The sequence below is a fragment of the Pseudoalteromonas sp. XI10 genome, from assembly GCF_001469895.1.
GTDB lineage: Bacteria > Pseudomonadota > Gammaproteobacteria > Enterobacterales > Alteromonadaceae > Pseudoalteromonas.
On the sequence record NZ_LOPY01000052.1, the window covers coordinates 176,139 to 190,001 of the forward strand.

General features: G+C 41.3%; 13 protein-coding genes. 1 reads left to right on the forward strand and 12 read right to left on the reverse strand.

Annotation, left to right across the window (positions count from 1 at the left end; translation table 11 throughout):
• Positions 1-327 precede the first annotated feature (327 nt).
• Positions 328-744 (forward strand): hypothetical protein, encoded by a 417-nt coding sequence (locus AUR67_RS21300; RefSeq protein WP_152996539.1) that lies wholly within the window; start codon positions 328-330, stop codon positions 742-744.
• 85 nt (positions 745-829) lie between these two features.
• On the opposite strand, the gene AUR67_RS16555 is transcribed toward AUR67_RS21300, so the two are convergent.
• From AUR67_RS16555 to AUR67_RS16610, 12 genes are all read right to left on the reverse strand, one after another.
• On the reverse strand, positions 830-3,616 hold the full coding sequence (locus AUR67_RS16555; protein ID WP_058586098.1) for an ExeM/NucH family extracellular endonuclease: 2,787 nt from the start codon (positions 3,614-3,616) through the stop codon (positions 830-832).
• Positions 3,617-3,748: 132 nt separating this feature from the next.
• Positions 3,749-4,759, reverse strand: coding sequence for a porphobilinogen synthase (gene hemB, locus AUR67_RS16560; RefSeq protein ID WP_058586099.1), 1,011 nt, complete (start codon positions 4,757-4,759; stop codon positions 3,749-3,751).
• A gap of 13 nt (positions 4,760-4,772) precedes the next feature.
• The gene (locus AUR67_RS16565) at positions 4,773-6,629 is read right to left on the reverse strand and encodes a diguanylate cyclase (RefSeq protein ID WP_082665659.1); all 1,857 of its coding nucleotides are present in this window, start codon (positions 6,627-6,629) and stop codon (positions 4,773-4,775) included.
• 1 nt (position 6,630) lies between these two features.
• A complete protein-coding gene (locus AUR67_RS16570; RefSeq protein ID WP_058586100.1) occupies positions 6,631-7,413 on the reverse strand; it encodes a TatD family hydrolase in 783 nt (260 codons plus the stop codon).
• Positions 7,413-7,949: a hypothetical protein gene (locus AUR67_RS16575; RefSeq protein WP_058586101.1), complete on the reverse strand. Its 537-nt coding sequence runs from the start codon at positions 7,947-7,949 to the stop codon at positions 7,413-7,415. The genes AUR67_RS16570 and AUR67_RS16575 overlap by 1 nt, the downstream gene beginning before the upstream one ends.
• On the reverse strand, positions 7,950-8,690 hold the full coding sequence (tatC, locus tag AUR67_RS16580; protein WP_058586102.1) for a twin-arginine translocase subunit TatC: 741 nt from the start codon (positions 8,688-8,690) through the stop codon (positions 7,950-7,952).
• Between the two features lie 50 nt (positions 8,691-8,740).
• Complete coding sequence (gene tatB, locus AUR67_RS16585) at positions 8,741-9,073, reverse strand: Sec-independent protein translocase protein TatB (RefSeq protein ID WP_054562925.1); 333 nt, start codon at positions 9,071-9,073, stop codon at positions 8,741-8,743.
• Positions 9,074-9,078: 5 nt separating this feature from the next.
• Positions 9,079-9,318, reverse strand: a complete 240-nt coding sequence (tatA, locus tag AUR67_RS16590; protein WP_054562924.1) for a Sec-independent protein translocase subunit TatA — start codon at positions 9,316-9,318, stop codon at positions 9,079-9,081.
• Positions 9,319-9,394: 76 nt separating this feature from the next.
• Complete coding sequence (gene ubiB / locus AUR67_RS16595; RefSeq protein ID WP_058586103.1) at positions 9,395-10,996, reverse strand: ubiquinone biosynthesis regulatory protein kinase UbiB; 1,602 nt, start codon at positions 10,994-10,996, stop codon at positions 9,395-9,397.
• Positions 10,997-11,013: 17 nt separating this feature from the next.
• The gene (locus AUR67_RS16600; RefSeq protein ID WP_058586104.1) at positions 11,014-11,619 is read right to left on the reverse strand and encodes an SCP2 domain-containing protein; all 606 of its coding nucleotides are present in this window, start codon (positions 11,617-11,619) and stop codon (positions 11,014-11,016) included.
• Between the two features lie 28 nt (positions 11,620-11,647).
• Positions 11,648-12,403: a bifunctional demethylmenaquinone methyltransferase/2-methoxy-6-polyprenyl-1,4-benzoquinol methylase UbiE gene (gene ubiE / locus AUR67_RS16605; protein WP_055020565.1), complete on the reverse strand. Its 756-nt coding sequence runs from the start codon at positions 12,401-12,403 to the stop codon at positions 11,648-11,650.
• A gap of 121 nt (positions 12,404-12,524) precedes the next feature.
• Positions 12,525-13,511: a GGDEF domain-containing protein gene (locus AUR67_RS16610; protein ID WP_054563036.1), complete on the reverse strand. Its 987-nt coding sequence runs from the start codon at positions 13,509-13,511 to the stop codon at positions 12,525-12,527.
• Positions 13,512-13,863 lie beyond the last annotated feature (352 nt).

Below are 13,863 nucleotides of genomic sequence, written 5' to 3' on the forward strand. Positions count from 1 at the left end.
CTTTCCTTTGTATGTTAATTAACCATTCAGCTTTGAGTTATTAATGTACCGGTACAGGCATCGCACTTTTAAAGTATTTTCTAAATAGTGAATACGATTTAAGTGCTGCCGCTCTTGAATTGTACGATTTTAATACAAATTTAATTTTCCAGAAATATATAAGGTTATTAGTATGTTGTAAGCTAATTACTTTGTTCTAGTAAAAAAGTGCTTTTTTGTACCTTGTGTACCTTTTTTAGTCTATGTAAAATGGCGCCCGAATGATTTTTTTAATCATTTTGTATTAAACGTCTGCTTATTAAATATTACAACTATAGAAATATACTCATGAAAACGATTAAGTTAAGTCCTAATTGGACTCTACAGGGAAGCAAGATAGCACTAGCTATTCTTGTTGCATTAAGCGTTAGTTTGCTAGGAGCATCAATTTTGATGCTATTGTTGCCCGTTCTGCTATTTATTACTCTATTAAATTTTTTAGAATTGCGCTTCTTACACTGTTACAAGGCGGGGATTTGTTATTCGCGAGGATTAGGTAAGCGTTACATCAACGCTGAAGATATTGTCACTGTTGAATTTAACCCAATGGCATTCATCACAGTATTTAAAATTACCTTAGCGAATGGTAAAACACACCAGTTTATGAACTGGCAGATTGATGAGCAGCAACAGAGTGACATTGCTAAGCTCTATAAGTCAAAAGCAGGTTGTGCCATAAAGCCTAATCTGCAATGTAAAGCCTAATACTGGCAAGTCTCAATATTGCTAAATAAAGTGAACTGAAATAAAAAAGGCCGCGAAATGCGGCCTTATTCATATGCAGTGTCGTTTATTTTTTCATACGACGACGAAGTGCAAACGGTAAAGCAAGTAAGCTTAACCAAGCAAATGAACCAGAATCATCGTCTTTTGACTCTTCTTCTGTTTCTTCTTCAACTTCTTCAGCTACATCTTCTGCTTCATCATCAGCTTCATCGTTTGTGATGTTGATGTATAGCAGTTGTGCTTCTGATAGGTTACCTGCGCTATCTTCTGCACGGATCATCAGCGTAAGCTTGTCTTCTTCTTCGAAGTCTAGCTCTTTAGCCACTGTGATTTCACCTGCAGCACTGATTGCAATCGCATCAGCATGCTCACCTTCAATACTAAAGCTTACTACTGGGGTGTAATCAGCATCACCATCAGAGAAAACTAGTTGGCCAATCACAGCGCCAATTTCACTATTTTCTACGATTTCGAATGATTGACTCGCTTCGATTACTGGTGCCTGCTCTGCAGGAATAGGCTCTGCAGATTGAATATCAACAATCACTGGGTCGTGATCAGATGCGCGGTATGCATTGTCAGCGTATAGGCTAGCTTGTTGTGTCGATGACTTATACTCAAGGTTGTAGTCTAGGCTAATTGGCTCATCGGCATTGATATGCCAATCCGTAGCAGCAACAACTTTAGCAAGCATAGATTCAGAGACTAGTGCGTGGTCAAGGCTACCAATGCGGCCAGAGAAGCTATAAGAGTAACCTAATGTGTCGCCGTCTAGTTCAGCAACCGCACTCTTCAGACCTTTATCTGCAAATGCGCGGATAGGATCTTCCATCGCATAAGCGTTCATATCACCGACTAGGATGATATCTTCATCTTCAACTTCAGTTGGGTAAGTTGCTAACCAATCAGCATATGCATTTGCACCTGCAACACGGATTTCATTCCAACATGCTTGACCATCGCCTAAGTCAGCATTACTACCTTCAGCACTACCACAGCCGCCTTTAGATTTTAGATGGGCAACGGCAACAGTGAAGATTTCTTCGCTTTCAAGAGATTGGAAGCTTTGTGCAATTGGCGGGCGATTACTATAATCGAAAGGTTCGACTGTAGTATGAGCAGCCTTACCAACTTCAGATACTTTATTTGAGCGATAAATCAGTGCTGTTGTGATTGCATCAGTACCAATTTGGTCAACACCGAAATCAACAAATGCGTAGGTATTTTCTGCATCTTCATCATTAAGTGCAGATACTAGGCTAGCAATAGCGCTATTTTCACCGAAACCGTCATTTTCGATTTCCATTAAGCCAATAACATCAGCGTTAATAGCTGTAATTGCGCTAACTAATTTAGCTTCTTGGCGAATCAGCTCTTCTTCGCTATCTGCACCACGGCTAGTAGGGAAGCCAGCGCCTTGGCCATCACCATTGAAATAGTTTAAGACGTTGAAGCTTGCTACACGTAGGTCTGCACCTTCGTTAAGCTCTGGTGCATCTGTACGAGGGTTAGTCGCAGTGAACTCAGGTTGTACTGTAGGGTGAATACGGTAACGGTCGAAGCTGTAACCCATTACACCAGTAATCGTATTAACAGTATCGCCTAAACGTAACGTGTTATAGGCATCAAGGCCGGTACCTGGGTAGGCAATAGGATCAAGGTTTTGCTTTGTCGAACCATCGTCGATTAAGATTTGTTTTTTCAGGTTTTCAGCTTCAACAGCATTTGCTGCATCGCCTGGTAGCGCAACTTGAGTACCTTGGTATAAACGCTCAGTACCTAAGTCAACTTCACCATAGCGACCAAGACCGTAGTTGTTATTAACGACTAAAGGTTGATCTATGGTTACTAACATACCTTCGTAAGCTTCAAGGTCTGCCACATCAGTAACTGGTAAAGAAATAGCGGTAGCGTCAGTAGATAAACCTGTCGCACAGATCTCAACTTGGCTAACATCGCCTAGTTGTGTTGCGCTGTAGTATTCAGCCACGCTACCTTTAACGCGCACATGGTCACCAACAGCAACGTCGGTATCTGCGAAATAAACGAATACACCTTCAGAAGTAAGTGCATTTTCATCAATATCAGCAGCAAGTGAGCTAATGAAGAAGCCTTTTAGTTGATCATCACCTTGGAAGTCAGCTGTAACAACACCTTCAACTTCTACTTCAGTGTCTATAAGCGGGCTGTCGCCGCCTTCACCTTGAATTGCGCTGATTAAGGTTTTTTCTGCACCACACTCAAGAGGAGTAACTGGCTCTGGTTCAGGCGTTGGCTCTGTGCTCTCACCATATTGACCTATATTGCTGAAATCGTCTTGGTCGAATTGCTCCCACTCATCGCTTGGGTTAAACGCTGAGGTTGCATCAGTACGGCCTGAAGTGATTGAAGCTTTACGGCGAAGTGTTTTATTTTGTGTTGAAACGCCGCCTTCATCCCATGCTGAACCTGGATCTACACCCAGTTGACCAAAGCTATCAACAATTGCACCGTCTTTAGTTAGCACTAATGCGTCATCACCGTTGAAATAAGTGATTGTTGATTCAGTGTCCGCGTTGGCTTTTAACTCATCTGCAGAGCTTGCATTAACAATAACGTAAGTTGCGTTTGCTGCAAGAGTACCGGTTAAAGCTAAGCTATTATTAGGGTCTGCTAGATCGCCGTTACCATTTGAGTATAAAGAGATGGTGTAACCGTCAAGCGATAGCTCAGCACCAGAAGTGTTGTAAAGCTCTACCGCTTTATTGTTAGAGCTTCCTTCAACGTATTCAGAGATGATTAGGTTGGCAGAAGCAGGTGCGCTCAGGCTTGCAATCACAAGCGCGAGCGGCGTTAATTTTGTATTTATCATTATTTTTCCCGTGTATGTATTATTAAAGTCCCAATATGGGACACAGTACTTTAAGAAAAATCTATGACAAATTAAATACAAAATGTTAATAAAATAGGAATAATTACCAATTTTTAGAACATTTACTTTAGATTAGTTATTTTTTAACCAAATAGCTGCTTGTTTTGCAAAATAAGTCAGGATGCCATCGGCGCCAGCACGTTTAAATGCTAGTAATGATTCCATGATTATTGCTTCTTCTGCAAGCCAGCCGTTATCAATGGCTGCTTTATGCATGGCATATTCACCACTTACTTGGTAAGCAAAAGTGGGCACACCAAACTCATCTTTTACGCGGCGTACTACATCTAAATATGGCATACCTGGTTTTACCATCACCATGTCTGCACCTTCTTGTAGATCGAGGGCTACTTCACGAATTGCTTCATCAGAGTTCGCAGGGTCCATTTGATAGGTCTTTTTGTCGGCACCTTTTAAGTTGCCTGCAGAACCTACCGCATCACGGAATGGGCCATAATAGCTAGAGGCGTATTTAGCAGAGTAAGCCATGATACGAGTGTGGATATGGCCTTCGGCTTCGAGTGCTTCACGAATTGCACCAATACGTCCATCCATCATGTCTGATGGTGCAACTACATCCGCACCCGCTTCGGCATGCGATAGCGCTTGTTTAACTAAAATTTCAGTTGTTACATCGTTAATCACATAACCGTCTTCATCGATAATGCCGTCTTGACCATGAACAGTGAACGGGTCAAGTGCAACATCTGTGATCACACCTAATGTAGGAAAAGCTTCTTTAAGCGCGCGAACAGTACGTTGTGCTAATGCATCTGGGTTATAGGCTTCTTCAGCAAGTAGAGACTTTTTATCGCTCGGTGTTACCGGGAAAATAGCGACTGCAGGAACACCTAAATCAACAAGCTCTTTTGCTTCTTCAAGTAGTAAATCAATAGAAAGACGCTCAATGCCAGGCATAGACTCAATAGCTTCACGGCGATTTTTACCTTCTAACACAAATACAGGAAAAATAAGGTCATTAACAGTTAGTTGGTTTTCAGCCATTAGGCGACGAGAGAAGTCATCACGACGCATGCGGCGCATACGTGTATAAGGGAAAAGGTCGAGTCCTGATTGGGCCATGCTTTGTATACTCCTAGTCTGGTAGAGGATAACTCACTACGCGATTTCGACCTGTTTGCTTTGCATGATATAAGGCTTTGTCGGCATAGTCAGTGAATAAACTTGGGTTATTAATGTCTTCAGCAATTGCGCTGTAAACACCTGCACTCAAAGTAAATTTAATCGTTGTTCCGGCAACTATTATATCAGTATTTTGGGCTGCTTTGCGTATTTGTTCGGCAATTTCTAATGCACCTGTCAGTGGCGTATTAGGCAACAGCACGACAAATTCTTCGCCGCCATAGCGCGCCACTTCATCGAGAGGTCGTTTCAGGTGCTGTTTAATGACATCGGCGGCAGATTGAATGGTTTGATCACCGGTTAAATGACCGTAGGTGTCATTAATTGCTTTAAAATGGTCAATATCCAACATGATGATGGCTAAAGGTGTTTGTTCACGTCGCGAGCGACGAATATCCATCAGTAGCTTTTTATCGAAGTAACGGCGGTTCTTGGTTTTTGTCAGCGCGTCTTCCATATTGAGTTGTTCAAGTTCACGGTTTTTCTCTTCAAGCTCGCGTAATGTCACTTGTAACTCAAAGGTACGCTCCTCGATATTCGCTTCAAGGTCTTGGCGAGCTTGTTCTTGCAGTTCAAGGCGCTCGCGCATTAAGGTATCTTTAGCTTTGCTTTCAGCTAAGGCATTTTGTTGTGCTGCAACTTCAGCATCGCGCTGCATCAAAAACAGTTTTATAACTGCATAGCTTAAACTTAAGCTACAAACCAAAAAGCAAATAAAGGTAAGTGAAAGCACCCCGATATTTAAATTAAACGGGTTAAATACCCCAAGTGCGCTGTAAATAATAGCGCAGAAAAAAGCGAATAGGGCTATTAGAAAAGCGCTACAAGGCTGCTTATACTCACGGTTAAACTGCTTTAGAGCAATACTTGCAAAGATGATAAGCACCACAGGTAAACTTAATAAGCAAAGTGTAATTGCAATATGAATTGGTAAGAACCACATTATTACGGTGACAAGCACTACGACCCACGCTAACCAATACTGAAAACGATTTAAGCGAGATTTGGCAAAGCCGAATATATAGCCTTGCAAGGGCACAAATAACGCACCACAAATGAAAAATAGGCTCGGTATGGTGAGTTGTTGAAACGATGAACCGCTCGGTTGTAAGTAACGATAACCATAGCCATAAAGGTAGGCTAACGACAACCAAAGTAAGGTAAGTAATAACCCTGTGTAGGCGAAATAGCGGCGTCTAGAAAAGCCATAAAGTACTAAATTAGTGAGTGCGAGAGATAAAATAAAACCGACTAATAAGCCGTACAATAAATTGAACTTACTTTTATGCTTTAGGTATTCAGAGGGGCTCCAAAGGCTTAGGGGCACTCTTAAACCACCATTGTTTTTAACTTTGAGGAAGATTTCGGAATGGCTGGCTTTTGGAATAGTTAGTGAGGCTAGCAGCGATTCATTTTTAATTTGCCGACTACCTAAAGGAACGGCATCACCTATTTTGGTGTTAAATAACACATGCCCACCTTGCAGATGAAAGACGCTCACTTCATCGAGTAAAGGGTTATCTATCGATAATATCAGGGGTACATCATCTAATGAGGTGTTTTTTATCGATAGCTTGAGCCACAGAGGCTTTAAAGTCATGCCTTGATTTAAGGTTTCACCTCGGTTTTTCAGCCATTTTACATTAGCATTGCTAAATGCTTGTTGTTGAGTAATAGGATCAAGGGTGTACTCAACATTTAGCGTATGTTGAGACTTAAATTGTGAGCTAACAATGAGTGGGTTAGCCAATAAATAAGGAGTAAATAAAAAAACGAAGAGTACGCCACAAAGTGACCATAGGCGCTTCATCTTAACCCTTTATGGAAAATAATTGCTGAAAGTTTAGTGTAGTTTGTTTTGCCACTTCAGTAAATTCACAGCCTTTTAAATCAGCAATTTGCTGACACACATAAGGAAGGTTCTGAGGTTCATTGCGACGAGACTTCGGTCTTGGTCTAATATTTCTTGGCATTAAAAAAGGCGCATCAGTCTCGATTAACAAGCGTTCTAAAGGGATTGATGGCACTAAGGCTTGTAGTTGCTCACCACGGCGTTCATCGCAGACCCAGCCCGTAACACCGATATAAAGCCCCATTGCTAGGTAACTTTGTAGCGCTTTTTCATCCCCCGTAAAACAGTGCAATACGCCTCGTACTTTGAAGTCACTTAAAATTGCGAGCATATCTTCACTAGCATCTCGCTCATGCAAGTACACTGGCATATTTAGCTGCTCAGCTAGCTGCAGTTGGCGTCTAAAAACGCTGCGCTGAACGTCCCGAGGAGAAAAGTCACGATTGTAATCGAGGCCACATTCACCAATAGCAACTACTTCCTGGTTTTGGCTAAGCGTTGTTAAGTGTTCTTCAAGGTGTTCGTCGGCGGTTTTTGCATCATGAGGGTGAACCCCCGCAGTGCTAAATTGCTTAAATTGTTTGGCGAGGTTAAGAGAGGCTTGGCTAGTTTGCAGATCGCAGCCAATAAGAAGCAGCTGCGTTACATTTGCCTCAGCGGCACGTTGTAACACAGCTTCATGAATATCATCAAATTGATGATTGCTTAAGTTGACGCCAGCATCAACCAGCGAAATGCTCATTAGTTAGTGCGCTTAACACGAATCGAACGGTTTTGGCCTTCAATTTTTAAAAGGAAAGAATTGAAAACGCCACGTTCAATAACTACAACATCTTGTTTTTTTAGACGTAAGCTATCAGAGCCAACTTGACGCCATTGTTGACCATTATCAAGTTCGATGATGAGCTCACCGTAAGGGGCTTTTTTCACGCTTTTTACACTAGCGCTAATTTGGTCATCGTTTACTTTAGCAACTTCTTTATGCTCTAAACCAAAGTCTTCATTTTTTGTTCTTACGATTTGTTCATTTGTTGCTCCTGCTGCGGCAACAGGTGCTGCCGTAGCTGCAGCTGAGCTTGCAACAGGTTGTTCAATTTGTTTTTTTGTCGCAGGCTTTGATAGTGATTTACCTGCCATCACGTTGTCGTAACAAAGTAAGCGGTTAAAATCATTTTCAACAAAAGTACACGCTTGTAGTGCTTGTAAGTTAACTTCGTTTGCTTGTGCAGTGCCAGTAATCGTTAACAGTGCAACTAATGGAATGAGTTGTTTTTTCATTTATTCCTCTGATTCCTGTTGAGGTTTGGCGGTATAAAATGCAGCCAAAATTAAACCTAATTCAAATAATAACAGCATGGGTAATGCTAGTAATGTTTGTGACAGTACATCAGGAGGTGTTAAAAACATGGCAACCACAAATACACCTACCACGATATAAGGTCGTTTTTCTTTTAAACTTTTTGTTGTTGTTGCGCCACTCCAGCATAACAGCATGATTGCAACTGGTATTTCAAAGGCAATACCAAAAGCAAAAAATAGCTTTAAAGCAAAACTTAAGTAGCTACTAATATCAGGCGCTAATGTCATCATATCAGGGCCAGTGTTAGTGAAAAACCCTAAAATAATGGGTAGCACTACAAAGTAGCAAAATGCGATACCACTATAAAATAGCAAGATGCTAGAGGCCAAAATTGGCATTAGCATACGCTTTTCATGTTGATACAAGCCAGGTGCTATAAAGCTCCAAACTTGGTGCAGTATCATAGGAATAGCAGCAAATAACGCCACAAATAAGGTGAGTTTAAACGGTGCAAAAAAAGGTGCCGTTACATCCGTTGCGATCATGGTGGCAGTGCTAGGCAAGTTTGCAACAAGTGGTGCTGCAACAAAGCTATATATATCGTTGGCAAAGTACACCAAGGCGATAAATATTAGCAAAATGCTTAACAAAGCTTTCATGAGTCGATTTCGTAACTCAATTAAGTGGCCAACAAAGCCTGTGTGAGCTTGCTCGGTCATAGTTTACTATTCATCATCATTGTTATTGACCACAAAAGCAGAGATTAAATTCACTTTTTTTCGTCATTATTGTTACTTTCTGCTTTTTCAGGCGTGTCTTTTTTGTAACTGTGGGTGACTGACTGAGCAGCCTTTTGAAGTTCGTTTACAGAGTCTTGCAGATCTGGAGATAGTTCTTGCAAGTTTTGTTGCTCTGCTTTTTTTAAGTTTTCGTGAAGCTCATGGATACGGAGTTCTTCGTTCACTTCTGCTTTCACTGAGTTGGCGACTGACTTTAAGGTTTTTACCCAGCGGCTAACCGTGCGAATTGCTACAGGCAAGCGCTCTGGGCCTAATACGATTAGACCCACGATCAGTACGACAACAAGTTCCCACATCCCCATGTTGATTAAGCCTTATGGTCGTCTTTGCTTTTCTCTACGGTTTCTTTGTTTTGCGTGTTAGAAGCTTGTTCTATTTGCTCGCTTTTAGCGCTAGCTTGGTCATCATCAGACACGGCTTTTTTAAAGCCTTTTACTGCGCTACCTAAATCACCGCCGATGCCACGAAGTTTTTTTGTGCCAAATAACAACACGATGATTGCCAAAATAATGATTAATTGCCAAATACTGATACCACCAAAACCCATGGGTTACTCCGTTTTTTCAAATTTATCGAATAGACTTGTCTCGATTATACTCACCAAAACATAAATAGCACTTAGTTTATGCGCTACGCCATGCTGCAATAAAGCCTGCTACAGCAAAGCCTGCGGTAATTGCACTGGCAACTAAGTCATGCTGTAAATAACACAAGCCTGAAACAATCAAACAGCTACCAGCAAAGATGCTAAGTAACAAAGGTTTAGCAGATTGCGGCGCTGGCAATTGTACAGGTTGTTGTTGACGCTTTAAGTTTTGATAAATTAAATCAGGTAATTCAGGCATTTTTTCTGCCCAAAATGGCAAGTTCGCATACATTTTTTTAATTACTGCAAGCGGACCAACTTGTTCTTTGACCCAATCTTCTAGAAAAGGTTTAGCGGTTTTCCATAAATCAAGCTGCGGATACAGTTGTCTGCCAAGGCCTTCAACATACAACAGCGTCTTTTGCAGTAACACTAATTGCGGTTGAACTTGCATATTAAAGCGACGAGCCGTATTAAACAGATTGACTAACACATGGCCAAACGAGATTTCGGCCAGTGGTTTATTGAAAATTGGCTCACACACAGTACGAATGGCAAATTCAAACTCTTCAATGCTGGTATCGGCGGGTACCCAGCCAGAATCAACGTGTAGCTGTGCTACTTGGCGGTAATCACGATTGAAAAAGGCAATAAAGTTCTCTGCTAAATAGCGCTTATCTTCACGATTAAGGGTGCCTACAATACCGCAATCAATACCTATGTATTTTGGGTTATGAGGGTTTTCGCGAGAAACGAAGATATTACCTGGGTGCATATCAGCGTGGAAGAAGCTATCACGGAATACTTGTGTGAAAAATACTTCGACACCGCGCTCAGCTAGCAGCTGCATATTGGTATTTTGTGCCAGCAATGCTTCGGTATCTGATACCGGAATACCGTAAATGCGCTCCATTACTAATACGTTACTGCGGCTGTAGTCGCTGTAAACAAAAGGAATGTAGAGCGAATCTGAGTCTTCAAAGTTACGGCGTAGCTGAATCGCATTCGCCCCTTCGCGCATTAGGTCGAGCTCATCGAGCAAAGTTTTTTTGTACTCGTTTACTACCTCAATAGGGCGTAAACGTTTCGCTTCTTTTAATAGCTTAGCAACTAAGCGCGCGACTTTTTGCATTAGCATTAAGTCGGCATCAATTTGCTCTTTAATGTTAGGGCGAATGACTTTAATCACCACATCTTGTGGCGCGCCATGCTCATCAATTAAGGTTGCAGTGTGAACTTGTGCAATTGAGGCTGATGCTAAAGGTGTTTGCGAAAAATCACTAAACAATTCACTAATATCATTAATACCCAGCGCTTTTTCGATAAGTTGCTGGGCAAGTTCACCTTCAAAAGGTTCAACTTGATCTTGCAGTAGTGCAAGCTCTAATGCGACATCATGAGGGAGTAAATCACGGCGTGTTGAAAGCATTTGGCCAAACTTGATCCATACAGGGCCAAGCTCTTGCAGAGCAAGTCGTAAGCGCATACCTGCAGGTTTATCTTTATGTTGGTTACGTAACCAAAATAAGCTGCCACGGGCGAGTTTGGCAAACCAAGGCACTCGTTTACGTGGAATTAATTCGTCTAAGCCATAGCTCAGTAGGGTTTTAGTGATGTAATAAAGACGAGCAGACGACACACAAGTTCCTTAGCGCATTAGCGAGACTGTAACAGCGCGTTAATTCGCATCTCTAATTGAGATACTTGGCTTTTTAATTGGCGGTTTTGCTGTTTAAATTCAGCAAGCTCAAGAGGGTGTATAGTCACTGCTAACTCATCTTGGCAAAGCGTTGTTAAGGTGTTTTCTAACTTGCTTTTCGTTTGTGAGCCACGACGTTTTAAAGCTTGAATAGAGAGCCACAACTGTTGTGCTGGGGCATCGCCAATGTACCGAGAAAAATGTTCTGGCCAATCAATATCAAGCTCAGCAAATGCATTGCTGAAACCTTGTGCAAGATTTAAGTCGCCTTGTAAGTCGAGCTTATCTTGGCGAATGAGTTGCGTGAGCATTGATGGATCTTTAAGCGCCAACAAGGTGTCGATATCGGCGCTGATCATGCAATCAAAACTACGCTCTTGCGTACTGTATAAGTGAATTTGCTCGTCGCTGTAAACACACAAAATTGACTGTTGCCAATCACGTATCTCAATCAATAGCTGTTTATCAGCAATTGCTGCAAGCTTACCCTTTAACTGAGGGTCTAACTGCAGCAGTTGATTAATGATTCGTTCGACGAGTGATAACAGAGCGTTTGCTAACATCGCGTTACCTACTTAATTTACAGAATTTTTAGTATTTAAAACCACGGTGAAGGGCAACAATACCGCCAGTAAGGTTTTGATAACTGGTTTGTTCAAAACCCGCATCTTCCATCATGCCTTTTAATGTTTCTTGATCTGGATGCATACGAATAGATTCTGCAAGATATTGATAAGACTCGCCATCATTCGCTACCAGCTCACCCATCTTAGGTAAGATATTAAATGAGTAGAAATCGTAGGCTTTGCTTAATATTTCTTGTTCTGGTTTTGAGAACTCAAGCACGAGTAAACGGCCACCTGGCTTAAGAATACGATACATTGAACGCAGAGCTTTATCTTTATCGGTCACGTTACGAAGACCAAAGGCAATCGTAATTAAGTCGAAGCTGTTATCAGGAAATGGCAATGCTTCTGCATTCATTTGAACATATTCGATATTGCCAACACGACCAAGGTTACGAAGTTTCTCACGGCCAACTTTCAGCATTGAAGAGTTAATATCGCCTAAGATAACCTGACCGGTTTCACCCACTAACTGACTAAATTTAGCGGTTAAATCACCTGTACCGCCGGCAAGATCTAATACATAGTGACCTTTGCGAACACCTGAACTTGCAATAGTTTGGCGTTTCCATAAACGATGAATACCGAACGACATAAGATCATTCATTACGTCATACTTTGCAGCGACTGAGTGGAATACATCTGCAACCATTGATGCTTTGTCGTTTTCAGCAACGGTTTTATAGCCAAAATGCGTGGTCTTTTCTTGATTCTCGTTCATGATTAATCTCTATCGTGGCAATAAAGACTAGTGTACTTGATTGTAGCTGTGGGGTGCAATTTGATTATAACTAAATCATCAGATTAGCATGGCTTTTCATGACTTAGCGCAGTTTTGAACTTTATTGGCCGGCAATAAAACTACTTTGTCCAAGTGACTTGGCTTTAGCGGCTGCTAAAGAGGCTTTACGGGCTAAACTGTTAAAGTCGCCATCGCCTTCATGTTTAGCGATACCTAGGGCTAGGGTGATTGCAGGAAGTTTGGTGCCATTTTTTGAGCTGACAAAGCGCAGCTTTTCTACGCCATTTCGTACTTTTTCGGCAATTAAGTTTGCAGTTTCAGGCTCTATATCAGCAAGTAAGATGGTAAATTCATCTTTACTTGTGCGCCCAGGTAAACCGCTTTCTTGTACGTATTTTTGCACTTGCTTGGCGACTTTGTTCAAAATAACTTCACCAATGACATCGCCATAGTTTTCAATAAAATGGTTTAAGTTCTCAATGTGAATAGAGATAGCGCAAACCGCTTTATTTTGGCCGACCCAGAGTTGGGTTTGTTGATTCAAGTAATGGCGCTTGTATAAGCCAGTTTGTTGGTCGGTAATGTGTTGTTTGCGTAATTGAGTGAGTTGTTTTTGAGTTTTTTCTTGCAGCGATTTGGCTTTTGCTATTTCTTGCTTAAATTGACGATGCTGGTTGAGCAGTACTTCTGATTGTTTACTGAGCATTTTTAATGCGTGACGCGTTTGCTCAATATTGTTTTCATCGATTGAATGCACACAGTCACTAACTTGATCAGCAAAGCGCACAATATTTTGTTCGTTATTGCTAGCATTACGCGAAAGAGTGTTAATTACTGAGTCAACGTTGCGAACAATGGCGGTTTTCATTTTATGGCCTTGCTCTATAAAATCGAAATAAAGCTGTTCTACATAGACACAATCGATGGTTTTTCTTTGTGCGATGGCACGGTCAATAGCGGCGTTAAGTTTTGGGTTAGACTGGCTGACGTAGGTGTAAACAACTTGGTAGTTAAGTGGTGACGGCGGTAATGCATGATGTTCTAAAAAGATACATACCTTTGTCATTTTTTCTTGAGCAATAGCCATGGGATCATGGAACATCATTTTTCAATACCACTAAATACGCATATCAACCAATTAATCATCTCTTCCGTAAAGTTTATTTGCTTCCAAGCATAAATACTGAGTCTACAGTAATCTGTAATCAGTCTATTTAAAAGCAAAATCGCTAATTTTGGAACTTAAATTTGTTTCGTTTGTGTCTATTAGCTGATTTTCTCAACAACTTTAACAAGTGTAATTAAAAATTGCTTAAACCTTGCTCATTCTTATGTACACAACGCTGTTAATTTGAGCGTATTTAACCTGAGCTTGGTCGCATTTGCTTGGGTTTTAGCCAGTGCTGCGCTACTTTAGCGATACTGATTAAAACGAAAAA

Excerpts from the sequence above, each read along its gene's own strand:
- AUR67_RS21300 (WP_152996539.1), top strand. The coding sequence starts at position 328 with ATGAAAACGATTAAGTTAAGTCCTAATTGGACTCTACAGGGAAGCAAG.
- AUR67_RS16555 (WP_058586098.1), bottom strand. The coding sequence starts at position 3,616 with ATGATAAATACAAAATTAACGCCGCTCGCGCTTGTGATTGCAAGCCTG.
- hemB (WP_058586099.1), bottom strand. The coding sequence starts at position 4,759 with ATGGCCCAATCAGGACTCGACCTTTTCCCTTATACACGTATGCGCCGC.
- AUR67_RS16565 (WP_082665659.1), bottom strand. The coding sequence starts at position 6,629 with ATGAAGCGCCTATGGTCACTTTGTGGCGTACTCTTCGTTTTTTTATTT.
- AUR67_RS16570 (WP_058586100.1), bottom strand. The coding sequence starts at position 7,413 with ATGAGCATTTCGCTGGTTGATGCTGGCGTCAACTTAAGCAATCATCAA.
- AUR67_RS16575 (WP_058586101.1), bottom strand. The coding sequence starts at position 7,949 with ATGAAAAAACAACTCATTCCATTAGTTGCACTGTTAACGATTACTGGC.
- tatC (WP_058586102.1), bottom strand. The coding sequence starts at position 8,690 with ATGACCGAGCAAGCTCACACAGGCTTTGTTGGCCACTTAATTGAGTTA.
- tatB (WP_054562925.1), bottom strand. The coding sequence starts at position 9,073 with ATGGGGATGTGGGAACTTGTTGTCGTACTGATCGTGGGTCTAATCGTA.
- tatA (WP_054562924.1), bottom strand. The coding sequence starts at position 9,318 with ATGGGTTTTGGTGGTATCAGTATTTGGCAATTAATCATTATTTTGGCA.
- AUR67_RS16600 (WP_058586104.1), bottom strand. The coding sequence starts at position 11,619 with ATGTTAGCAAACGCTCTGTTATCACTCGTCGAACGAATCATTAATCAA.
- ubiE (WP_055020565.1), bottom strand. The coding sequence starts at position 12,403 with ATGAACGAGAATCAAGAAAAGACCACGCATTTTGGCTATAAAACCGTT.
- AUR67_RS16610 (WP_054563036.1), bottom strand. The coding sequence starts at position 13,511 with ATGGCTATTGCTCAAGAAAAAATGACAAAGGTATGTATCTTTTTAGAA.